Source organism: Sphingobacterium sp. UBA7038 (genome assembly GCF_002494055.1).
GTDB lineage: Bacteria > Bacteroidota > Bacteroidia > Sphingobacteriales > Sphingobacteriaceae > Sphingobacterium > Sphingobacterium multivorum.
The window spans coordinates 226,996-249,997 of record NZ_DLAV01000006.1 but is presented as its reverse complement, the minus strand read 5'-3'; the positions used below and the strand labels follow the sequence as shown (position 1 = coordinate 249,997).

The 23,002-nt window shown below is 37.9% G+C and carries 21 protein-coding genes; 9 read left to right on the top strand and 12 right to left on the bottom strand.

Translation table 11 applies throughout. The annotated features are described in order from the left end of the window. Window positions 1-4 precede the first annotated feature (4 nt). The 5 genes from B3H30_RS02865 to B3H30_RS02845 form a co-directional block, all read right to left on the bottom strand. A complete protein-coding gene (locus tag B3H30_RS02865; RefSeq protein ID WP_175441979.1) occupies window positions 5-718 on the bottom strand; it encodes a 2OG-Fe(II) oxygenase in 714 nt (237 codons plus the stop codon). 170 nt (window positions 719-888) lie between these two features. Continuing rightward, window positions 889-1,320 carry a MarR family winged helix-turn-helix transcriptional regulator gene (locus tag B3H30_RS02860; protein WP_070565170.1) on the bottom strand — a complete coding sequence of 144 codons (432 nt, stop codon included), beginning with the start codon at window positions 1,318-1,320 and terminating at the stop codon, window positions 889-891. Window positions 1,321-1,368: 48 nt separating this feature from the next. Next, complete coding sequence (locus B3H30_RS02855; protein ID WP_046671708.1) at window positions 1,369-2,004, bottom strand: nitroreductase family protein; 636 nt, start codon at window positions 2,002-2,004, stop codon at window positions 1,369-1,371. A gap of 12 nt (window positions 2,005-2,016) precedes the next feature. Beyond that, window positions 2,017-2,385, bottom strand: a complete 369-nt coding sequence (locus B3H30_RS02850; protein WP_070565167.1) for a DUF1304 domain-containing protein — start codon at window positions 2,383-2,385, stop codon at window positions 2,017-2,019. Window positions 2,386-2,388: 3 nt separating this feature from the next. Continuing rightward, window positions 2,389-2,814: an organic hydroperoxide resistance protein gene (locus tag B3H30_RS02845; RefSeq protein ID WP_046671710.1), complete on the bottom strand. Its 426-nt coding sequence runs from the start codon at window positions 2,812-2,814 to the stop codon at window positions 2,389-2,391. A 166-nt stretch (window positions 2,815-2,980) separates the two neighbouring features. Here B3H30_RS02845 and B3H30_RS02840 point away from each other — a divergent pair, with 166 nt between their 5' ends. The 8 genes from B3H30_RS02840 to B3H30_RS02805 all read left to right on the top strand — a co-directional run bounded on the left by B3H30_RS02840 (window position 2,981) and on the right by B3H30_RS02805 (window position 9,188). Further along, window positions 2,981-3,895 carry a helix-turn-helix domain-containing protein gene (locus B3H30_RS02840; RefSeq protein ID WP_286833181.1) on the top strand — a complete coding sequence of 305 codons (915 nt, stop codon included), beginning with the start codon at window positions 2,981-2,983 and terminating at the stop codon, window positions 3,893-3,895. Between the two features lie 93 nt (window positions 3,896-3,988). Then, window positions 3,989-4,750, top strand: a complete 762-nt coding sequence (locus tag B3H30_RS02835; protein WP_070565161.1) for an SDR family NAD(P)-dependent oxidoreductase — start codon at window positions 3,989-3,991, stop codon at window positions 4,748-4,750. 192 nt (window positions 4,751-4,942) lie between these two features. Beyond that, entirely contained in the window at window positions 4,943-5,680 is a 738-nt protein-coding gene (locus tag B3H30_RS02830) for a metallophosphoesterase family protein (RefSeq protein ID WP_046671713.1), read from the top strand. Window positions 5,681-5,717: 37 nt separating this feature from the next. Then, complete coding sequence (locus B3H30_RS02825; protein WP_236586118.1) at window positions 5,718-5,903, top strand: cupin domain-containing protein; 186 nt, start codon at window positions 5,718-5,720, stop codon at window positions 5,901-5,903. A 102-nt stretch (window positions 5,904-6,005) separates the two neighbouring features. Continuing rightward, on the top strand, window positions 6,006-6,572 hold the full coding sequence (locus tag B3H30_RS02820; protein ID WP_286833179.1) for a Crp/Fnr family transcriptional regulator: 567 nt from the start codon (window positions 6,006-6,008) through the stop codon (window positions 6,570-6,572). Between the two features lie 58 nt (window positions 6,573-6,630). Then, complete coding sequence (locus B3H30_RS02815) at window positions 6,631-7,212, top strand: NAD(P)H-dependent oxidoreductase (RefSeq protein ID WP_286833176.1); 582 nt, start codon at window positions 6,631-6,633, stop codon at window positions 7,210-7,212. A 122-nt stretch (window positions 7,213-7,334) separates the two neighbouring features. Next, a complete protein-coding gene (locus tag B3H30_RS02810) occupies window positions 7,335-8,609 on the top strand; it encodes an adenylosuccinate synthase (RefSeq protein ID WP_286833173.1) in 1,275 nt (424 codons plus the stop codon). Window positions 8,610-8,621: 12 nt separating this feature from the next. After that, on the top strand, window positions 8,622-9,188 hold the full coding sequence (locus B3H30_RS02805; protein WP_070565150.1) for a Crp/Fnr family transcriptional regulator: 567 nt from the start codon (window positions 8,622-8,624) through the stop codon (window positions 9,186-9,188). Window positions 9,189-9,296: 108 nt separating this feature from the next. Here the strand turns inward: B3H30_RS02805 and B3H30_RS02800 are convergent, their stop codons facing one another. From B3H30_RS02800 to B3H30_RS02790, 3 genes are all read right to left on the bottom strand, one after another. Beyond that, on the bottom strand, window positions 9,297-10,532 hold the full coding sequence (locus B3H30_RS02800) for a porin (RefSeq protein ID WP_070565147.1): 1,236 nt from the start codon (window positions 10,530-10,532) through the stop codon (window positions 9,297-9,299). Between the two features lie 295 nt (window positions 10,533-10,827). After that, window positions 10,828-12,363, bottom strand: coding sequence for a RagB/SusD family nutrient uptake outer membrane protein (locus tag B3H30_RS02795; protein WP_286833170.1), 1,536 nt, complete (start codon window positions 12,361-12,363; stop codon window positions 10,828-10,830). A gap of 11 nt (window positions 12,364-12,374) precedes the next feature. Further along, window positions 12,375-15,617 carry a SusC/RagA family TonB-linked outer membrane protein gene (locus B3H30_RS02790; protein ID WP_286833167.1) on the bottom strand — a complete coding sequence of 1,081 codons (3,243 nt, stop codon included), beginning with the start codon at window positions 15,615-15,617 and terminating at the stop codon, window positions 12,375-12,377. A 474-nt stretch (window positions 15,618-16,091) separates the two neighbouring features. Here B3H30_RS02790 and B3H30_RS02785 point away from each other — a divergent pair, with 474 nt between their 5' ends. Then, window positions 16,092-16,454: a VOC family protein gene (locus B3H30_RS02785; protein WP_286833166.1), complete on the top strand. Its 363-nt coding sequence runs from the start codon at window positions 16,092-16,094 to the stop codon at window positions 16,452-16,454. 60 nt (window positions 16,455-16,514) lie between these two features. Here the strand turns inward: B3H30_RS02785 and B3H30_RS02780 are convergent, their stop codons facing one another. From B3H30_RS02780 to B3H30_RS02765, 4 genes are all read right to left on the bottom strand, one after another. Then, a complete protein-coding gene (locus B3H30_RS02780; protein ID WP_201639663.1) occupies window positions 16,515-17,207 on the bottom strand; it encodes a TonB family protein in 693 nt (230 codons plus the stop codon). Window positions 17,208-17,275: 68 nt separating this feature from the next. Further along, window positions 17,276-18,139, bottom strand: a complete 864-nt coding sequence (locus tag B3H30_RS02775; protein WP_201639664.1) for a DUF1735 domain-containing protein — start codon at window positions 18,137-18,139, stop codon at window positions 17,276-17,278. A gap of 12 nt (window positions 18,140-18,151) precedes the next feature. Further along, the gene (locus B3H30_RS02770; RefSeq protein ID WP_201639665.1) at window positions 18,152-19,726 is read right to left on the bottom strand and encodes a SusD/RagB family nutrient-binding outer membrane lipoprotein; all 1,575 of its coding nucleotides are present in this window, start codon (window positions 19,724-19,726) and stop codon (window positions 18,152-18,154) included. A gap of 12 nt (window positions 19,727-19,738) precedes the next feature. Beyond that, the gene (locus B3H30_RS02765; RefSeq protein WP_070565125.1) at window positions 19,739-22,900 is read right to left on the bottom strand and encodes a SusC/RagA family TonB-linked outer membrane protein; all 3,162 of its coding nucleotides are present in this window, start codon (window positions 22,898-22,900) and stop codon (window positions 19,739-19,741) included. Between the last annotated feature and the right edge of the window lie 102 nt (window positions 22,901-23,002).

The window sequence follows — 23,002 nt, the reverse complement described above, 5'->3', positions numbered from 1 at the left end:
GGATTTATTTCTCGGCATCATGAAAAATAATACCCAACGCATGGCGTTCACCGGCCGTGACTTCACTCACTCCATGTTTCATATTAACCCTAAAATATCCCATTCGTCCTTTCTCAAGCCTAAAATTTGTTGCGAATAAAACGAGATCACCTTTTTTAGGTTTCAAAACAATTGCCTTTGATTGAGCCCTCGGAACTTGTTGTGTTAATACAAATTCTCCGCCCATAAAATCGACTCCTGGCTCATTTAACATCAAAATCACCTGCATCGGAAAGTAAACCGCTCCATACAAGTCTTGATGTAGCGTATTGAAACCTCCTTGACCATATTTCAAAATCAATACTGTTGCTTTTTCTTGTCCTTTCAAACGGCAATCCGTCAAAAGGTCTTCATGTTTCAATGAAAATGATATATCGATTTTCAGCGCACGAAACCAGGTATTAGCAATGACGGCAAGATAGGGATAAAGTTGAGATCGAATCGTTTGAATCAACTCAGGTAGTGGGTAGTCAAAATATTTATACTCCCCTAATCCGAATCGATGCCTTTCCATAACGACAGTTTTACGGTAGAGCGTCGAATCGCTATACCCTTTTTTTAATAGATCGCATTGTAAAGCTGTCAACAGGTTTGGTATAACCACATAACCATGCTTATGCATCTCTTCGGTAATCAAAGGCCAATTTAGATCTTCTATCTTTTGAATGATATTTTCCATACCACGAATCTCCACATTACAGTCCTATGAAAAAATCCGAAATATGCTAATATGATGTATAATAAAAGGAACGCGAACATGTATCGCTCAAGACAATCCATAGCACAAAAAAAAGGATTAAATACAGGCAGGTGTATTTAATCCTTTTTTGATTTCATATCGTATAAAAACTAGCTATTCCCAACATTATTCACGATTTTTTCTGCCAAAGCTTTAAGCTGAACCATATCAGTATAGTCGAGCTTAAGGGCTTCAAAAATCTGCAGGGGAATACAGCTCGCCTTTTCCTTCAATTGCAATCCTTGTGCTGTAAGCTGTATCTTCACGACGCGTTCATCTTCTTTGCTTCGTGTTCGTGTAAGCAAAACTTTAGCCTCCAAGCGCTTCAATAGTGGTGTAAGCGTTCCATTATCTAGAAATAACTTAGCCCCCAATTGATTTACTGTCTGCTCATCATTCTCCCATAAAGCCATCATCGTGATATATTGTGGATAGGTCAAGTCAATCTCTTCAAGAATAGTTCGATATTGCTGCATAATTTCTCTATGTAGCACATACACGGAAAAACAGAGTTGTTTGTCTAATTTTAATAAATCATCCATCTTGCAAATATATTGAGTTTCTGAGGGATTGAAAAAGTTGTTTGCGGTTTATTTGAATTCAACAACAAACTCTTCCTTAGGAACCCGAACCTTCTTCATCGTCGAAATCCAATCTCTCGAAGAGTCCGCCACGCCAACATACATCAATGAAACGCTTTTTAGTCCATGCTTTTCTAATTGTAGAACCTCATCCACGACTTGGTTATCAAAACCCTCGGCGGGTGTGGAATCGACACGAAGTTCAGCTGCCTGAGCCAACGCCAAACCTAAAGCAATGTAAGTTTGTCTTGCAGTATGTGCAAAATTTCTTTCGGCAGCTTCACTCAAATAAATAGATTTCAACTTGTCCGTATAAGAACCAAAGCGTCCCCTTGGCAAATCCCGCTCATCCGTTGTAAAATCATAAACTTTATCAATACGTTCTTCCGTATAACGATCCCAGGCAGCGAAAACAAGCACATGTGAACATTCACGCATACAGTCTGGATTTAGTGCTCCTTTTGCCAGTTCTTCTTTCAATGCCTGATTTTCAACAATCAATATCTTAAATGGCTGTAAACCCGAAGAAGTAGGTGCAAAGCGTGCAGCCTCAACGATTTTATCTACATTTTCCTGACTAACTTTTTTTGTCGGGTCGTATGCTTTCACAGCATGACGCCATTGTAAATCTTCTATTAATGACATATAATTATAGTTTTATTTTAAGAGAATAACGGATAACAACGCCAACAATGCAGGAACTCCTTGTACAAAAAATATCTTTTTGCTCGCTGTAATTCCGCCAAAAACACCGGCAACAAGGACACATCCTAAAAAGAACAGGCATACATTGTAACTCCAGATGGGGTCATTGATTAAAAAAGACCAGGCTAAACCTGCAACCAGAAAGCCATTGTAGAGCCCTTGATTTGCAGCAAGCCCCTTCGTTGGCTTAAATAATTCTGCCGGAAGAGCCTTTCCAAAACTACGTTTTCCTGCAGTTTCCCAAGCAAACATTTCCATCCATACAATGTATACATGTTCTAAAAGTACGAGTGCTGTAAGCACGTTGGCAATATAATTCATATATTATTCGTTAGTTGATACCGTCAATTTGACATCCATATTACCCCTTGTTGCATTTGAGTAGGGACAAACTTGATGTGCTTTTTCAATCAATTGTTGCGCTAATTCCAGGCTTACACCAGGTATATTTGCATGTAATTCTGCAGCCAAACCAAAACCACCATTATCCAATTGTCCGATACTCACATGGGCTGTTACCGAAGTTTCGCCCGCTTTTACTTTTTCTGATCTAATCACTAAATTCAAGGCACTATCAAAACATGCCGCATAACCAGCCGCAAAAAGCATCTCTGGATTGGCATAATCATCATTGGCCCCTCCTAGACCTTTTGGCATACGAACAGCTAAATCCAATACACCATTTTCGCTTTTTACCTGACCATTTCGTCCTCCCTTGGCTGTCGCACCGATGTTATATAACGTTTTCATATTTTAATTTGTTTTGTTTGTACAAATGTATGGCAAGGATTTATGTTGTGCAAAATATAATTTTGCAATTTACATTAAAATGAGAATTGCAAAATCTCAAAAAAAGTACATTGTTACCGAATGTAATCTAAAAGCACTACATTTGATTATTGCAAATAGGGCTTAAATGAAAACAACTTCCATCGAACAATTTTATCGGGAGATCAATGCGAGTATCCCAAAAGAGATCGCAAGAGAGATTGGTCATTTTAATGTGTTCAGTTATGAGGAACTTGCCGCTAAGTTGAAAGATAAACCGATCATGCCCTACAATAAGCGAACGTATTATAAAATCAGTTTAATCACAGGAAAAAACACAGCCGAATATGCCGACAAAGTAATCGAAATCGATGAATCGGCACTTGTATTTGCTACTCCTAAGGTTCCTTACCATTGGATACCGAAAGATGAGCATCAAAAAGGTTATTTTTGCGTTTTCACCGATGAATTTCTGGCAAGGAATAAAAGTGGTGTGATCATAGATGATTTGCCAATCTTTCAACCAGGCGGCCTTCCGATTTTCCAACTATCAGAAGAACAACGCATTGAAATAGAGGGAATCTTCCTAAAAATGAATAAAGAGCTATCTTCAGATTACGTTTTTAAATACGATCTGTTGCGAAATTATGTGCTTGAAATCGTCCATTATGGCCAAAAGCTGCAACCCAAAAGTATAACAAATCCTACACACAACGCCTCCAATAGGATTACTTCATTATTTGTAGAATTGCTAGAAAGACAATTTCCACTTGAATCTCCGATGCAACGCCTTCAACTACTAACAGCTAATGATTTTGCGGAACGACTGGCCATACATGTCAACCACCTGAATAAAATTTTAAAGGAAAATACTGGAAAAACAACCAGCCATGTCATCGCAGCCAGAGTCACACAGGAAGCAAAAATTTTACTGCGACAAACCGATTGGAATATATCTGAGATTGCTTATTCACTTGGCTTTGAGGAGATCGCCCATTTTTCCAATTTTTTCAAAAAGCAAACCAGCTTTGCCCCAAACATTTTTCGTTCCCAAACGTTATAATTTGAATTTCGCAAACATCCATTTGCATTTCGCAAGGAAAGGCTCAACTTTTCGGCGGATCTTTGTGCTATTGAATCTTTAAAACAAATTAAAATGGCTACAAACAAAATAGCATTGGTAACAGGCGGAAGCCGTGGTTTAGGTAGAAACATGGCTGTTAGCCTTGCAAAAAAAGGAATCGATATCATTTTAACCTACAATAGCAATCAGGAGGAAGCGGATCATGTGGTTGCTACGATACAATCTTTAGGGCAACATGCAGCTGCATTCCAATTGGATGCAGGAAATGTGCAGTCCTTTAATGGCTTTATTGAACGGGTTACGCAACATTTGCTACAACAAACGGGAAAGTCTAATTTTGATTTTTTGATCAATAATGCGGGCACTGCCTTATATGCACCCTTTATAGAAACCACAGAAGAACAATTTGATACAGTTTATAATATCCATTATAAAGGGGTATTTTTTCTCACGCAGAAAGCTCTTCCCTATTTGAATGATGGCGGACGTATTATCAATATTTCCTCTGGCCTCGCCCGTTTTGCATTTCCGGGATCATCTGCCTATGGCTCGATGAAAGGGGCAATCGAGGTACTCACGAGGTATCTTGCCAAAGAACTCGGTCCTCGAGGTATTGCAGCAAACGTCGTTGCTCCTGGCGCAATCGAGACTGATTTTGGTGGCGGGCATGTGCGGGATAACAAAGAAACAAATGCGCATATTGCAGCTGTTACAGCTTTAGGAGTTGCTGGTGTACCCGATGATATCGGTGGAGTGGTGGCCTTCCTTTGTACAGAAGATGCAAGATGGATCAACGGACAACGCATTGAAGTATCGGGCGGGATGAATCTTTAGTAACGTATCACTTAAATAAGCACATATCTGAGCCTATTCGATATGTGCTTATTTAACAGTATTTCTTCACCAATCCCATCCAGTTCCTCCTCTTTTAGAATAAAAATTATAATGCTATTATCATTTTCTTCTTTACCTCTTAAAGTGTACGTTGACTGACTATCCGAATGATTATGTTTGTAGCATAAGAATATGATACAACTTGCCATAATAAGTGACATTCATGCCAATTTAATTGCATTGGATGCGGTATTAACAGATATCAAAAATAAAGGATTAACACAAATTTACTGCTTAGGTGATCTTGTTGATTTCGCTCCCTGGGGCAATGAAGTCATTGACAGAATACAAGAAAAAAACATTCCATGTCTACTGGGAAACCATGACCAAAGAATTGCTTTTGACGAAGCCATTATCCCTTTACCACACCATGATGTAATAGAGACTTCAAATCGAGAAATCGCCATCAAGCTAAGTAAGAAGGAGATATCGGCCCCTCATAAAAAATGGCTAGCAACATTACCCTACACCATTGAACTAACCTTCAAACTTGGAACGAGTTTTAGGAAAATCCTTCTTGTCCATGCCAGTCTCCAAAGCAATGACGAATACATCCATGAATCAACCCAAAAATGTGCTCTATCAACTCAATTAAAGCAAAAAGCAATCGATATTCTGGTGATGGGACATACACACCATTCTTATATTCAACAGGATGGAGATGTCTTGTTTATCAATTGTGGTTCCGTCGGACGTAGTAAAGAAAAAGACAGAAAAGCAACTTACACAATAATAACCTTATCTGAAAAAGAAATTAATGCCGAGATCGTTAAAGTAAACTACCCAATAACAGCTGTCGCAAATGCAATTTACGACAGCAATATCCCCGATTTCTACGGAGACTTCTTACTTGCGAATAATACACTTTAATCATTGGCAATTTGTTACAATAGCTAAGGTTAATGTCATGCATCAGACAGCAAGTTTAGATTACATCGTTATTCTTACAGGGGAGATTTACTTGATTACAGACACAGAAGAAACGCTTTTACAGGCCGGCGATATTGTCATCCAACGCGGCACCAATCATGCTTGGAGCAATCGCTCCGATCAAATGTGCCTGCAATTGGCCATTCTAATTGATGCGAATTAAAAATCTACCCTGTTGCTCAATCGGCAAACTAAACATTGAGCCGATTAAAACACATCGAATTTATCTTGTAGGAACACCGCAATTTTTCTAAGTTTGGACTTCATGATAGCAACATATTTTCGGTCTTTGCGTCTGTTCGACGAAGAAGAGATCAATCAGATTGTTCAGCTTTTTGAATACAGAAAGCTGAACAAAAACGACTTTTTTGTTAAAGAGAATCAACCTTGTCATGAGGTTGCATTTATACAATCAGGGATCTTCCGTTCTTATTATAGCAGTGCGAATAGGGAAGATATTACCTATTGTTTCCGCTTTCCCAATACATGGATAGCGGCCTACTCCTCCTTTATTACAGGCGGGCCAAGTATGGAGACCATGCAGGCCATTACCCCTGCCGAACTGTGGACGATCAAAAAAAATATGATTGATAAGCTTGCTACGAATAGCCTAAAATGGACAAAATACCTTAAAATGATTGCCGAGGAACAATATCTTGAGCTTGAAAAACGCGTCTTTCAACTGCAAAAAGAAACCGCATCACAACGTTATGCCAATTTGCTCAAAGATCATCCTGAGTTTATCCAACAGCTTCCTTTACAATATCTTGCTTCCTATTTAGGCATCACACAACGTCATTTAAGTCGTATTCGCAGCGAAATTTCTTTTTAGACATTTGTCCTATAAAGACGGTGGCTCTATCGGTATTTTTGTAATGTAATACGACATCATGCAGAAAAAAATACTTATTATCAATGGTCACCCGAATCGGGAATCCTTCAATTTTGGCATTGCAAATACTTATCAAGAAGCTGCGGTAGCGTCCGGAGCTACAGTACGAACAATCCATATTATTGACCTGGACTTCAATCCAAACCTTGAATTTGGTTATCGTAAACGAACAGAACTTGAGCGGGACCTACTTCTTGCCTGGGAAGATATCTTATGGGCCGATCATTTGGTCTGGATACATCCCGTTTGGTGGGGCGGTCTTCCTGCCTTGATGAAGGGCTTTATCGATAGATTATTTTTACCTGGACGGGCCTTCCAATACCGCGAAAATTCTCTTTTTTGGGACAAATTACTCAAAGGAAAATCTGCTCGGATCATTACAACACTCGATCAACCAAGTTGGTATTATGCATTAGTTTACGGCAGACCAAGTGTTAATCAACTCAAAAGATCCACCCTTCAATTTTGTGGAATATCGCCGGTTAAAGTCACCTATGTCGGAATTATCAAAACTTCCGATCCTATTAAGCGAAATAAATGGCTACAAAAAGTACAACGGTTGGGACACAAACAAGCTTAAGCGCAATCCAAACGCATTAAGACTGCTGGCCAAATGATAATGAGGAGCACTTTTTGCCAAATGGCAATTGTCCTCCGCTTTGCAAGCCCTAGCTTTGACCATAAATTCAAGACAAACGCAACATGGACATTCTAATTGGGCTCCAGTGGGGAGACGAGGGTAAAGGAAAATTCATTGATCTGATCGGCAGCGACTATGATATTATCGCCCGTTTTAATGGCGGCGCGAATGCCGGACATAGTATTTATTATCAAGGTAATAAAGTTACGCTTAAACTACTCCCATCGGGTATTTTTTCGTCGCATGTCAAAAACATTATCGGCACCGGTGTGGTGGTTGACCCATTAGCATTTAAAGCAGAAATCGAAGAACTAGCGCACATTATGCCAGATCAAGATCTCGTTGATAGAATTTTGATATCCCAAAAAGCGCATCTCGTTTTACCGACCCATCGTTATTGGGATATCTATATGGGACAGTCCCCACTGTATCGCACGATAGGAACGACCAAAAATGGAATTGCGCCAAGCTATTCCAATAAAATACTCAGACAGAACCTTCGCGTTGGTGATCTTCACTCGGATAGTTTTGATACTGACGTATATCAAATTTTAAACCGCCAATACAAAGAACTACAGTTTTTGGGACAAGAAATGCCTGCATTCGAAGAGCTCTACCACAATTTTATTCAAGGATGCACTTCATTAAAACAAGTGCCAATTATAGATACTGAAATTTTTCTGAATAAGGCGATCCGAGATGGCAAGAAAGTATTGGCGGAAGGCGCGCAGGCAACTCTGCTTGATATCGACCATGGAAGTTATCCCTATGTGACCTCATCAAATACGATAGCCTCAGCAGCCTGTGTAAGCTTGGGTGTGTCGCCTAAAGTGGTGGACAAAATTTATGGCGTTACAAAAGCCTATTGCACCCGTGTGGGGAATGGCATTTTCCCAACAGAGATCACAGGGCAAGTTGCCAATGATTTACGGGACAAAGGAGCTGAATTCGGTTCCAATACCAAACGTCCCCGTCGTGTCGGCTGGCTGGATCTACCAGCATTAAAATATGCCATCATGTTAAACGGAGTTACGGAACTCGTTCTTACGAAAGCCGACATTTTGAACGAAATGGCTGACATCCCCGTCTGTACCCATTATGAAATAGATGAACAAAAAATTTCGTTAGCATTTCCCCAATCTTCTGAACAAAAAATTAAACCGATCTGGAAATATTTAAAAGGTTGGAATACCGATTTCTGTAATATCAAGCAAGCAAACTTGCTTCCACAAACCTTGAGGACATTTATATCTTTTCTCGAAGAAGAATTAGAAGTTCCCATAAAGTATCTTTCAACAGGACCTCAACGTGAAGAATTGATTAAATTAGCTAAGTAATATAAAGGGAACATGGAGCAATTACTGGAATACATCCGAAAATTTGGACAGCTCGATTTGCGAGAAGAGAACTTAATTCGACAAGCATTCGAAAAAAAGAGTATTCCAAAGTCAAGCTATTTTGTCGCTTGCGGTAAAGTAAACAATAGCATTGCTTTTGTGGAATCGGGGGTATTCCGTTCGCTCTATTACAACAGTAAAGGCGACGATTTTACGCGTTATTTTATTTATGAAGGTCGTTTTATTGGGGATCTTCAGAGCTTCTTGGATCGAACACCTTCCAACGACTATATAGAATCCCTCACAGATAGTGAGATCTGGAGCCTTGATTTTGAGAATTTTACGCTTCTTGAAAAGGAAATTAAAGTTTGGCCGTTGTTGATGGCCAAACTTTATGCTTTTGTGGTGGAAAGTAAGCTAAAAACGGCAAATACCATGATGAATCTCGATGCCAAAGAACGCTATCTCCTGTTCTTAAAGCTTTACCCGGGTTTAGCCAATCGTGTTCCATTAGCCATGTTAGCGTCCTATTTAGGGATTACCGCATCATCACTGAGCCGGATTCGGAAAAACATCTAAGTGTCGGGAGATCTCTAAATCAAACGGCCTAAACAACCTACTATATTGGTCAAACTAAATATTGATCCCTCAACACCGATACTCGCGAAAAAACAGCACTGAGCCAATTTACCAACGATAAAGCAGCCTTGTAGTGAAAACATTATCTTTCAGATCAGCCGAAAAGTTTGGTAAACTTGTGCTTTCGTTCGTTACATGCTCATTATATACAGTCAGTTTTATCCTATTGTTAATCTGATATGCAAGACCATAGCCCAGCGTACTAAACTTAACATCGCCATCGGCCGTAAAATTATCAGGCATGCCGATTGTCATGCCACTTGCTTTCGTATTTGGATCATATACGTCATACGCTATCAATGCAGTAATACCGGTCTTCGCAATCTCCTGCGTAAACCAAAGATAGTATCCATTAAATTTACGTTGATAAAGGTCTGTTGTCGGCTGGGTTGTAAAACTTCTGCTGGCGTAAGGTCCTTTAATATCGACACCACCGGCAACTCCAGGCTGGTCTCCTGCCACATATTCGGTTTTGAAACTGGATTTCCCGAAGCTATTATCAAACTCGACCTGTAAGTTTGCTCCATAATAGTTCCTGCCGATGGCTTTACCTTCATTCTCATCACTGGTATGCGCTGTATAACCATTGCTATTGGGCGTATAGTACGTTTTCGTATCATTACGCACTGAACCTTTATAGAACGAGCCGCCAAAACCCAAATGAAGTTTTTTATCGGCTAAACTATCAAATTTAAAAGCAAGATTACCGATCAGGTCCTTTTTAGAATCATAGTCCTTAGCGGAGTGACCACTACCGTTCACCAGGGCTAAATCTAAATTTAAGAATTTAACTTTACCCCCAGGATGATAACTTACCATCCCTCCAAGATCACGTTCGCGTGGCATCAACGTCTGGAATACACGTGCCCGTTCCGGAAAGTCACGATAGCCCGATGAGTATACAATGGAATATCCAAAAGGTCTATTGAAAAGTCCCGCAGTTAAACTAAGGCCTTTTTGACTTGGGTGACGCAATTGAATAAAGGCATCCATTAGTTGTACACCGTCTTGAGTAGCATCCAATTGAAAGACAATACTCGAGTAGGTATCCACACGGTCAATTTTAAGACGTCCCCTGCGGATCATAAATCTGTTATCCGAATTCTTTGAAAAATCCCCACCTGAAAAGGACGTAATTCCAGGAGATTGCGCCTTTTGAAACTGTGTTTGAAGATACCCCGTAATCTTGATATCATGTGGATCATAGCTGGAGGGCGCATTATTATTTTGCGCAAGTGCTACAACGGGTCCTATCAGAGCTAAGAGTAAAAGTGCTTTTTTCATGAGAATTTTAAATAAATTATCTTTTTCGCTTGTGATGATATGATACGAGCAGAATCATTTTTCCTTCTTCTATTCCATCATCTTTCAACGGCGTAAAAATAGATTCTCAATATTAAGTTAATATTAATAAATTGTTAGTCTATTAATTTATATACATAAAATTAACGATTTAGTAATATGTCTCGTAAGGGATAGGCCGAGACAATGCGAACTATCGCAATCTATAGGTATTCTTAAATAAAAAGGCCGATACAAATTGTACCGGCCTTTTAATCCTATTGATTCCTTCTTAAAATTATTCCAACCCCTTATTATAATCGCTTTCACGAAGAGGTATAGCCCAAGTCCATTTATTTTTATCTTCTGGCTTAATTGTAGTAACCAATGAAGTCAAGAAATTACCACCGTTAGCAAAGTCTTTTCTCACAATAGTATCTCCCCATCGTTTCATATCAAACCAATCGAATCCTTCGCCCCATAGTTCAACCGCGCGATAAAGTTTAATTTCATTAAGTAGATCTGTTCCTGTTTTTGTACAAACATAATTCACATCCCTTCCTGAAGTAGCGTTTAATGCATTAAGAACACCTTGAACTTCGCTTGCTGCCTTATTTTGGAAAAATTTCGCTTCAGCCTCAATGAGATACATTTCGGAAGCCCTAAAATGATTCACATGACCGATACCAGGTATATCATTCGCTTTAAATTTGAAATTCATATACGCAAAAGGAACTGCAGTAGCTTGTAAATCTGGGAACAACTTAAATGCTCTCGCTTTCATAGCTGTCCCCGCAATACCCGTTGCGGTAGTATATGCTTCATTCTTTGGATCCAAAAATAAATCTCTACGAACATCTGTCGTCGGTATCTTATCGAACAATTCTCTACTGATACATTTTGGTGTTGTTCTTACGGCACTAGCTGTTGAGTTATAGGCAATATAAGACTGGAATGAATAGAAATATAACGTTTCATCAGAGGCTCCATAACTACTCCATATCCATTCGCCATTCGGAGTAGAAAAACCGTTTTTATAATCAGCGTTACTCATCAATTTATAATTTTTACGAGCAAGAACTGCATATTTTTCTGCGTTAACGTAGTCCTGTTTGTTTAGTGCTGCCCTTGCGTAAATCGCGTAAGCCACATCCTCATTCACTTGGAAATTTTTGTCGGATTCTCTATCCAATTTAGACGATTCATATAGCGCTATTGCGTCATTTAAATCTTTATAAATTAAATCATATGTCTGCCCTAAAGTAGATAAAGGCATGTCTCCTGTTGATACGTCGGTTCTTAGAACTAAGCCTCCAGTTTGACCATTATTGGAATCCTTCCATCTATTTCCGTAAATCTGAGCTAACATCATATAACTGTATGCTCTAAAGGTTAATGCTTGTGCTTTTATGAAATCTTTTTCAACGGCTGGTCCCTCCGCTCCATCAATACTTATTACAATTTGATTTGCATTACCTATAATCTTGTAATAATAATACCAAGGATAATAAAGGTAAATACTTGTTAAATTTTGATTGTAATTTGCATTAATGATATCGGCCCAACCACTTAAGTTGACAAAAAAATTGTTTCCAGGATAATTCCCGTAATACATTTTGATTGTTCCTTCTCCATTAAAGCCCTGGCTTCCCAAATATTGTTGGGTCATCATTTTAGCTAAGCCATTTACAGCTAACTTGGCATTTTTTGTTGTTTCAAATACCGTAGGAGTACTTACAGAGTCTGTAGGAAGTGTCTCTAAATAGTCCTTTTTACAGGAAGCTAGCAACAACACTCCTGCAAATAATACTTTAATATAATTTATATTTTTCATCCTTTTATTTCTTATAGTCCAACTTTTACTCCAAAAGATACAGTACGCGGAGTTACCCAAGCATTTGTACTAGTACCATTCCATTGCTGTTGCGGGTTCATTCCTTTGCGTTTCGTCATTGTTGCCAAGTTTTCGATCCCCGCAACAATTCTTACTGAAGACAAATCTATTTTACTAACTAATGTTTTTGGCAAACTATAGCCCACCGCAATATTTTTGATAACTAAATAAGAGCCATCCGTTAAAAAACGATCACTTGAATAGTTGTTCATATTGCTCTGTGAAAAGTTAATTGCTGGAATACTATTCGGATCCAATCTATTTACAGAAGTCGCAGTCATACCTTCAGGAATTCCATTCCATGACTTCATAATATCTGTATGCATAGCACTTGGCGTACCAGACATAGACATTAAACCTGCATAAGACGAATCAAATACTTTACCTCCGATAGCGTAAGTAAATAAAGCCGAAAAACTAAAATTCTTATATTCAAAGTTGGTATTGAAACTTCCATTCATCTTAGGAATAACAGATCCCGACCAATCCCTTACACCATAATTGGATGGATTGGTAACATAATATTTTCCGTTAATCTCTATTAATTCAGCAGCTGGTATAGCTGCCTTATCAGGAGCTGAACCATTTACATTAAATCTTTGTGTATCTGGAAGATACAGAGAACGCCCGGTCATTTGATCTACACCTGCAAATTTAAACATCCAGAAATCATATCTTCCACGTCCTTCCATCCATTTAAAATTACCAGTGATAATACCATTTTCTCTATTCTCTTCTGGTAATGCTAATATTTTGTTGGTCAACCATGTTGCATTCGCTCCAATATTCCATTTCCATCCATCACCTTTCAAAACATCGACATCAAATGTTAGCTCAAAACCGCGATTTGACATTGAACCGATATTACGTGTAATTGTGGAAACAGCAGAAGAAGTAGATGTCGCACCGGCAGATAGCGGCAAATTAACGTCAAATATCAGATTTTGTGACTGCTTATTAAAGTATTCAAAGCTTAAATTTGCACGCTGGAATAAACGTGTCTCAATAGCTGCAGAAAAAGAACTTGAAGTTTCCCAAATCAGATCCGGCGACGCATTTTGTTTTTTATAAAGAGCCGCCATATTTGCATTTTGATCTATATCATACAAAGCTAAGTGTGCATATTTATTAGCACTTTCATCATTTCCAACTTCTCCATAAGATGCTCTTACTTTCAAATCATTGAGAACACGAAGTGCATCTTTAAAAAAGTCTTCTTTGGAAACTATCCAACTTCCACCTAATGACCAAAAGTTACCCCAACGATTTTCAGGGCTGAATCTAGAAGATCCGTCTCTTCTAAAGGAGGCCTCAGCAAAATACTTACCATCATAATTATAGCGAGCGCGAGACAAGAAACTTTCGACGCGATAGTCCTCTTGGTAGTCATACAAAGAGGTAATCTTGGTAAAGTTAACCATGTCAGTTTTTCCAGCAAACGTCTCATCCGTTTTATAACCATACAAGTAGCTCCAATTATCGGAATAATTTTCATGTCCTGCTAAAACGTCAACGTGATGCTTTCCAAAGTCCTTATTCCAACTTAACAGTTGTTGTAGCGTATAATTTTTGTACCGATAAATATTTCTAGCAGCGCGACCTTGTCCATTACCATCTCCTATCACTGCATTATTATAGGTACGGCGTTCAGAATTACGAAGATTCAAATCACCATTTAGCGTGAACGTAAAATCTTTCAGGAATTTAAATTCGAGGAATCCTCGACCGTTGACAGTATTTCTAATCGTTTGATCACTGTTCAATTCATTTTCCCAAATAGTATGCCTTCCAACATATTGTAATCTTGTTGATTCACCATTATCGAATTGTTTATCTCCTAAAGCATCTAATGCATAGGTACCATCAGGATTATGTAGATGAATCGGATAAATTGGTGCAATTGAACGTGCATAATTAAAAGGATTTGTGAAAGAACCAGCATCATCCGTGGAACCGCTTATTCTATCTGAAATTTGGTGTGATCCTGCTAAATTGAAGCCATATTTAAACCAATTTTTAGCTTGCAATTCTGCATTTAAACGACCTGTAAACCTCTTTAAACCTGAATTTTTAATATAGCCCTTTTCGTCCAAATATCCAGTAGAATAAAAAACTTTTGCTTTATCCGTGGCTGTATTCCCATCAATATTATAATTTTGACGATGTCCTATACGATCTACTTCACTAAACCAATCCAAGTCATCTCGATATCCACTTTTAATTTGCGCATCGGAAACTAGCTTACCATTCGCGTCAAATAATTTATCATCATCTTTATCATAAATGTTTAGTTTAAGATAGTTACTTACCAATGACTTTGAAGCCTCATCATTTGCCGATTGGGTTGTCGGATATTTGGTTGAACTACTTGTCAATAAGTTATTTCGATACCCCATCCACATAGCCTCCATGAATTGTCTATCATTCACTCGGCTATATTCTGCAATACCTCTTGAATAAAACCCTTGATCAGTGGAAACATTCACTTGTGAGCGTCCAGCTTTTCCTTTCTTTGTTGTAATAATAATAACACCATTACTTGCCCTACTACCATACAAAGCTGAAGAAGAAGCATCTTTCAATACCGATATACTTTCTACGTCATTCGGATTTATATCGGAGATATTACCACCAAAAGGAACACCATCGACAACATAAAGAGGGTCATTCGAACCATTTAGTGATGAAAATCCACGAATCCTTATACTAGGTTCTGCACCTGGCATACCAGAAGTATTGTTCAGTTGAATACCAGCAGCAGATCCCTCTAAAGCTGCAAATGCATTGGTAACTGGTCTCTTTTCGATATCTTTAGCAGAGACGGAGGTTACGGATCCAGTCACAGATTCTTTTTTGGCAGTACCATAAGCGACTACGACAACCTCATCTAATGCTGTATTCTGATCCTCTAGTGACACGTTGAATAATGACTGTCCATCTTTAACGATTATAGTCTTATCAGAATGACCGACATACCTGAAAACCATTACTTTACCAACAGGAACTGATAAAGAATATTTTCCATTTGCATCTGTTTGAGTAGCAATGTTTGATCCTTGAACAGCAATTGTAACTCCTACCAACGGTTTCCCGTCAGCGCCAGTTACACGACCGCTTACTTTCTTCTCTTGCGCAAAAGCAACAGAAGAAAGGATCATACTCCCCACGAAAAAACTGAGTAGTTTGTGTTTCATATGTTTATGTTTGTTTAAATAAGTAGTTTATCTAACTAAATACGATAAAAGCACCGAAGAAACTTTTAATATATGTTTTTCAAAAGTGATGAGCCCAACAGGCTAATACAGTTAGTGTACAAAACCAAACATGAAATGTTAAGGTTTTGTTAAAAGCAAAGATAAAACAATCTTTTAAAGATGCAACAAGAAGTTATAAATAGAATTAAAAAACTGGAAAACAAACGATATAAATCATAGTATTTCACACAAAAAAATAACACACAAAAACACTAAATACCAAACAATTACACAAACAACACACCTTAATCTAAAAAAGTAGCTATTTTTTTTTATGAAGTAACAATAAATACTGTAATATTTTGTATTTTTCATCATAAAACTACCCTTACAATCGATAATAATAAAAAAACACACGTAACTGCTATCAAAAAGACAAAACAATAGTTCGAACCAATAAAAGGCAAAAAAAAGATGAACTACAAAAGCTTAAATCCAATATTATATACAAAAAGCTTAGATCAAACTATTCAGTTCTATACTGAAAAACTCGGGTTTACATGTGTTGAAAAAAACGAAGCATTGAACTGGGCTCTACTGCGAAGTGGAACCATCGAAATCATGTTTTCGCATCCTGTTGAAAGCATTGCTTTTGAAACAGCACAATTTACCGGGTCCCTTTATTTTAACATAGCTGATGTTGATAATTTATTGGAAAGTTTGAAAGATAATGTCAAAATATGTTATGAAATAGAAACTTTCGAATGGGGGATGCGCGAATTTGCTATATATGACAATAATGGATATGTGCTTCAGTTTGGGCAGGAAACTACATAAAAAAACCACTTTAGGATATAAATGAACTAAAGTGGTTTTTTAACAGTAATCTAGCGTACTTTACATATGGCCTTTGTAAGATTTAAAGTCAAGAGACAAGGGATAAACTACTTCAGACACAACAGCTACACCATTTTCTTTTGCTGGAATCCATTTCCCTGATCTCAAAAGGGCTCTTTTTGCGTTTTCCAAAACCTTATAGCCCGGGTCATTTTCGAAATTAACATTGGAAATCACACCCTTTGTATCTACCGTAAATCGCAAATTAAACTTTCCTTTTACCCCAGCGTTTAAAGCCTCCTTAGGATACTCAAAAGTATTAGAAAAATTTTCATTAAAAGCGTTCATTCCTTTCTCTGGAATAGCGACATGGTCTTGGCTATCTGCAATTTCTTCTGATGAAAGAACATGATATGGCAATCTAACCCAAGAGGCTACTTCTTTATTATCCTTAACTGCAGGTGTCCATTCTCCCGAAACCTTCAATATACGAATAAGACGCAGTGCAATTTGGTTTCCAAGATCTTTAACGATATCTGCAGAATCTATCTTCCCTTTTTCATTTACACGAAATTCAACGATTATATCTCCAGAAATATTCTTATCAATTTCGGATGTTGTCAACACTAGGTTCTTACTTAGATCTTTTACCAAATTATCGTATCCAATCTTTGGTGTAGCCTCTTTATTTTGCCCCTTGCATACCAGCACCACCCCAAAACCCATAAATAAAGTTAAAAAAGACTTTTTCATAAGATAAAAATTAAATAGTAAAAGCAGAGGAAAAGACATTACTCTTCCTCTACTTATTAATTGATTAACTAATCTCTCGGTCCAGTGTAGACAAATTTCTCTTCAAAAGTACGTCCGCCTCCATTTGAAGTCCAGTTTACTGTAAGTGTTTTAGTCGCTGGATCGTATTTACTTGTTGGCTTAGTAGCAATTGGTAATAAAGTTGTCATTTCTACTGTAATATTGTTCGTAGCTTGATCAATAGTATAATTTACAACATTTGAATATGTTCCCAAAAGTCCTGGTTTCAATTGACATTTATTTCCGCCAATTGTTACAAGTGTTACTGTCTTATTTGCATTTGGAACAAGAGCAGTGTTTGCAGAAGTTGTATAGGCATAAGTTCCGTCGAAGAAATTTTTACCAGAGATTCCAACAACCATTTTACCAAAGTTTCCAGAGATATTTCCAACGGAAGCAGATTCAATAGAAAATCCAAGCGCATAGCTTTTATCAAAAGTAAAAATACTGGGCTTTAAATCAACAACAAACTTACCTACTCGTTCCCCCTTCTTTATGACAACATCGAATGAAGAAATACTATACTGTGAAGTAGGAAGAGCTACAAACTCATCGTCCTGATCATCATTGTATTCGTCAATTAATGAATTATCTAGCTTAACCTTCACATTAATATCATTCGGGGCAGTATTTGAACCTGCATAATTTACTTCTAATACCAACTGCCCTGTTGGATTCATATCAAATGATAATAAATATAAGGGTAGCTTACTAGTAGTACTAGATTGAATAAAACCAGGATTCTTAAATTCGATAATATTTGATATTGCCCCTGGAGCATCTGGCCCAATCAAAACTTCATCTTTCAAACAAGATGAAAATATAGTGGCAATAACCAATGCTAAAGAAATATATTTTAATATTTTTTTCATGTTATTTTAAATTTATCTAGCCCAAAAAATCTTCGATGTATATTTATCTATTGAAGGAATATTTGCACTATTATAGTTAAACTCAGTATTCGGATACATCACTCGCGTAGGCAACTTATCTGTAGCTGTAGCTTCAGAAGTTATAGAAACAAATGTATTATTTCTGTTTGCAATATTATTCGGATAATATGCATTTGTATTCGGGTTAATCAATGAAGGATACCCTGTACGGCGATATTCGTTCCATGCCTCATGTCCAAACAAAAAATTGAAAGCAACATATTTCTGTGTAATTATGGCTTGCAATTTTTGTACATCCGAAGTGGCGCTTGCTATATTTACTAAATAGTTACTGGCATTTTCTGCTTTATAATTTGTTAAATAAGCTGTTAAATCGGCTGCAGAAACAGTTGTTGCATCCGCTTCATTTCTATTTAAATAATTATACGATGCTTTAATCCCCTCATCAAATAAAGTAGCCACAGTACCAGAAGTTATCCCTTTCAAAGCAGCTTCCGCTTGTAAGAAATAACTTTCCGAAGCCAACAAAATTGGCTGACCAGCCGCGGGGCCTTTTAATATTCCTTTTCCTGTATAGGATGTTGAAGAAGTGCCTAAAAACCAAGAACTTGGTGCTTGACCACGACCAGCATCAGATTGCTGGTATCCCAACTGATTTACAGGCGTAGACACCCCTGTCTTATAAATTAAATTAGCGCGAGCTGCATCAGATATTTTAGTACCATTATAAAATGTCATAATATAGGGCGTTGGCGCATATTGACTTGCAGCTCCTACAGCCGCTCCATCATAGGAATAAGCCCAAGCATTCCACATTGGATTTTGCTTACCGTCATTTTTAGTAAAGCCAGGATTAACAATCACATCAGCTGTTACAAACCCAACATCATCTAGTGTTGTTTTCGTAAATTGAACTTTATCTTTAGCACGCAATAACATTTTTAATTTCAACGTATTGCCTAATTGCGCCCATTTAATACCATCTCCTTTATATAAAAAGTCTGTATTTTTAAATAAAGTTGAAGATGTGCTCGTCTTAAAATAAGCTACCACGCTATCTAATTGTGTACCCAAATCCTTATAGATATCCGTTGCTTTATCATAGGCAGGAGTAAGACTTGCTTTCCCTTTTAAGGCTTGTGAATAAGGAATATCATTATAAGTATCTACCAGATTCACATAGTTATAGACTTTCAATAGTTTTGCAGCAAAATATAAATCCATTTGACCCTGTGGCTTGGCCGTATTTTCAACATATTGAAGATCATTCAATATATCATAACTTGTTGACCACAAGGAATTAAAATCAGTCGTAGTAAAATTATAGGAGATAATTGATCCCCAACCAGAAACTCCACCACCGTTTGCACGATAACCGACCAGTTGTGTACCATAGCTATTATATGTAGGTACAAGGCGTGCTGTAGCTACTAAAGCCTGTGGAAAAACAAGTTGAGGAGTAGACTCTGTAGGATTATTGGGGTTATCATTGATATCCAATGCCTTGGAACATGAGGCTAAGCTCAATCCCAAGCAAGCGTATAGTAAAAATTTATTTCTTTTCATTTTAAGATCAAATTAGAGAGTTAAGTTCACAGAAAAACCGACATATCTTGATGGAGGCGTTTGACCCAAATTAGTCAAACCAATTGCATTACCATTTGACGAGCCATTTCCATCAGAATATTCTGGATCGGTATAAACATTTGATTTTGGCGTCCAGATAAATAAATTACGTCCTTGAACACTTACACGAGCCCCTTTAATTACGTTTTGACCTGCCAAAAATGATTTTGGGATACGATAACTCACAGACATTTCGCGAATTTTCCAAAATGCCGCAGAAGTAATATAATTTTCTTGGATACCCGTACGAGGCCCAGCAATTGACCAATATCCTGGTCCACCGTCGCGTACTGTAATATTTGTATTTTCCACGTATGATTGAGATGCCTCATCCCAATATGAAGAATTAGGAATAACAAAGCGGTCTCTGTTATAAATTCCGGTGTTATAGCCTGCGCCCGAAAAATCAAATGTACTACCACCCGCGTTATAAATATAATTACCTGTACGGTATTCTGCTTGCGTGTGGAATGATAAATCTTTCCAAGTCAAATCTAAATTAAGGCCAAGTGTGTGCGTAGGCATTGCTTTACCTAATATTTTGAGTGTACCATCTGATGAAGGATATCCAGTAACAGGGTCAACGATAATTCGACCTAAATCATCACGTTTGTAATAGGTACCTCTCAATACAGGGAAATCTTCTCCAGCTACCGCGTAAGAACCTGCACCAGCACTCGACCCACTAGTATAGGCTCCCAATTGTAAAACTTCAAGTCCTTCTGCAATAGATTCAACTTTATTATTAAAATATGCATAATTTCCACCTACACTTAATTCCCAATTATCTGTACGAATTGGGATTACATTTAATTTAGTTTCAACTCCTTTACCTGTTGTTGTACCCGCATTTACAAGATAAGACCCATAACCTGTTGCTGTAGAAATTCCCGTCGGCACAACGTTATCAGTTGTGCGATTATCGTAATATGTGAAATCCCAATTGATGCGTCTTTTTGCCCAAGCAGATTCAAAACCTACCTCAAAAGAACGCGTCATTTCAGGCTTCAAACCATCTTGTACTAACTGATTACCAACAGTATGCCCTCCAATTCCATTATATGGATAACCTGCTCCTTGTGAAAATGTTGGCAAAAGACGATAAGCACCAAAGTCTGTTGATGACCCTAAATTCACTTGTCCTACTTTAGACCACGATGCTCTCACTTTTAAGAAATCTAAAGCTTTAAAATCTTTCAAACCTTCGAAGGCATCCGTTGGGATAAACGATAAGGCTGCTGACGGATAGAAGAATGAACGGTTATTTGGCTCCAAAATAGAAACCCAATCATTACGTCCTGTTACGGTCAGGAATAGGTAATCCTTATAGCCAACGTCAATTTTACCCGTTAAACCAAATGTACGTGCCAGGTAATTCGCTTGATTAGCACTTGGGTTGTTGGTACTATTACCCAAATTATAAATCTCAGGAACAGCTAAACCAGATACGCCCGCAGACATTCCAGAATATTCATTTTGAATAAATTGAAAAAGTGCAGTATAGTCAATTTTGAAGTCCCCAGTTTTATTATAGGCATGCGCTATAAAATCCGACACAATTCGAGTAGAATAATTAAATCCGTCCGTAACGCCACCTAAAATATTTTGATATTTATAGGTAGACGTTCCAGCCCAAGATTTTGTAAAATCTGAGAAGGTATATACGCCAGTCGTATTTTTATAGGATTGATTTGATGTAGTAACACCGACACGTCCCAAAACATCAAACCATTCAATTGGTTTATATCTTAATTCCAAGTTACCAATAAAATAATCATTTCTAGTCCGGCTACGATAATTATCTGCCATAAAATAAGGATTATTATAATAGGCATTGAAATAACCATCAGGGGAAGCAAATGGATTATTTTGCCAGTCTTTATAATCGGTCAATGGAATTTGGCCAGGCGTATTTAAAACTCGCTCATAAATATTTGCTGCAGCAGAAGTCGTGTTGTACCTATTTTGAGCGTAATATGTCGAGTAGGTCAAATCAAGTCCTTCCACCAATCTACGCGTTCCAGAAAGCCGTGCCGAGGCTCTATTGTATTTATCACCTGGAATTGTACCCGTTGAAGTCAAATATTGACCTGACAAACGTAATGAACTATTTTCACTCTGCGAAGAGATCGACAAGTTAGTCATATTGGTTACACCTGTATCCCAGAAACCGTCTTTTCCTTTTTTACCTGCATAGCTATACGGAATACTTTGGATGCTACCATCTTGTAATGGATCCCCAATTGGTCGAATTACGCCGTCATAAATTGGACCATATTGCTGATTTTCATGCGGGTTATAGATCTGCAAATCATTGTCAGCTCCCGATCCAAATTGCTTTTGCATCTTCGGAAGAAAGTTTACAGATTCGAATGTAGTCGTATTCTCAAGATCTATTTGGAAGCCTAGACTACCTTTACCTTTTTTAGTTGTTACGATCAAGGCCCCGTTGGCCGCTTGAGAACCATACAATGCTGCAGCATTAGCACCGTTTAGTACAGTAACATCCTCGATATCATCTGGATTTAAGTTACCCAAGATCGATGAAGGGACTATAACGTTATCAACAACGATGAGGGCTTCGTTGTTACCTGTAAGTGAGCGCATACCGCGAAGCATAACCCTAAAATTAGGATTAACCCCCGATGTAACACCTTGTACCAGTAAACCGGCAACTTTACCGGTTAAACCCGTAACGACATTGGACGGCTTTGCTTGCATTAAGTCTTCAGCCTTAATTGTAGTCTGTGCAACACCGACAGAACGACGGCTAGCAGTTAACCCTGCACCAGTCACAACGACTTCATCCAAAACAGACTCGTTGTCACTAAGTTGTATATTATACAAACTTGAACCTTGTGCAACGGTAATTGTTTTGTCTGAATAGCCTACAGAGCGAAAGACTAAAATTTTTCCAGTAGGAACATTAATAGAATAGTTACCGTTTGCGTCGGTTTGTGTGGCTTGGTTAGTGCCTTGAATAACAATAGTAACGCCTGGCAACCCCTCGCCATTTGTACCTGTCACTCTTCCACTAACCTTCTTTTCTTGGGCGAATGCTACCGAAGTTAGGATAGCACCACCCAATAAAAAACTGAGTAGTTTGTGTTTCATATGTTTATGTTTAATTAAGTATGTTTATTTAAATTCTTGGCAATAAAGCAGCTTGGCTAGCAATTTTTTTACTTCTCAATAATTATTATATGATATGTTAGT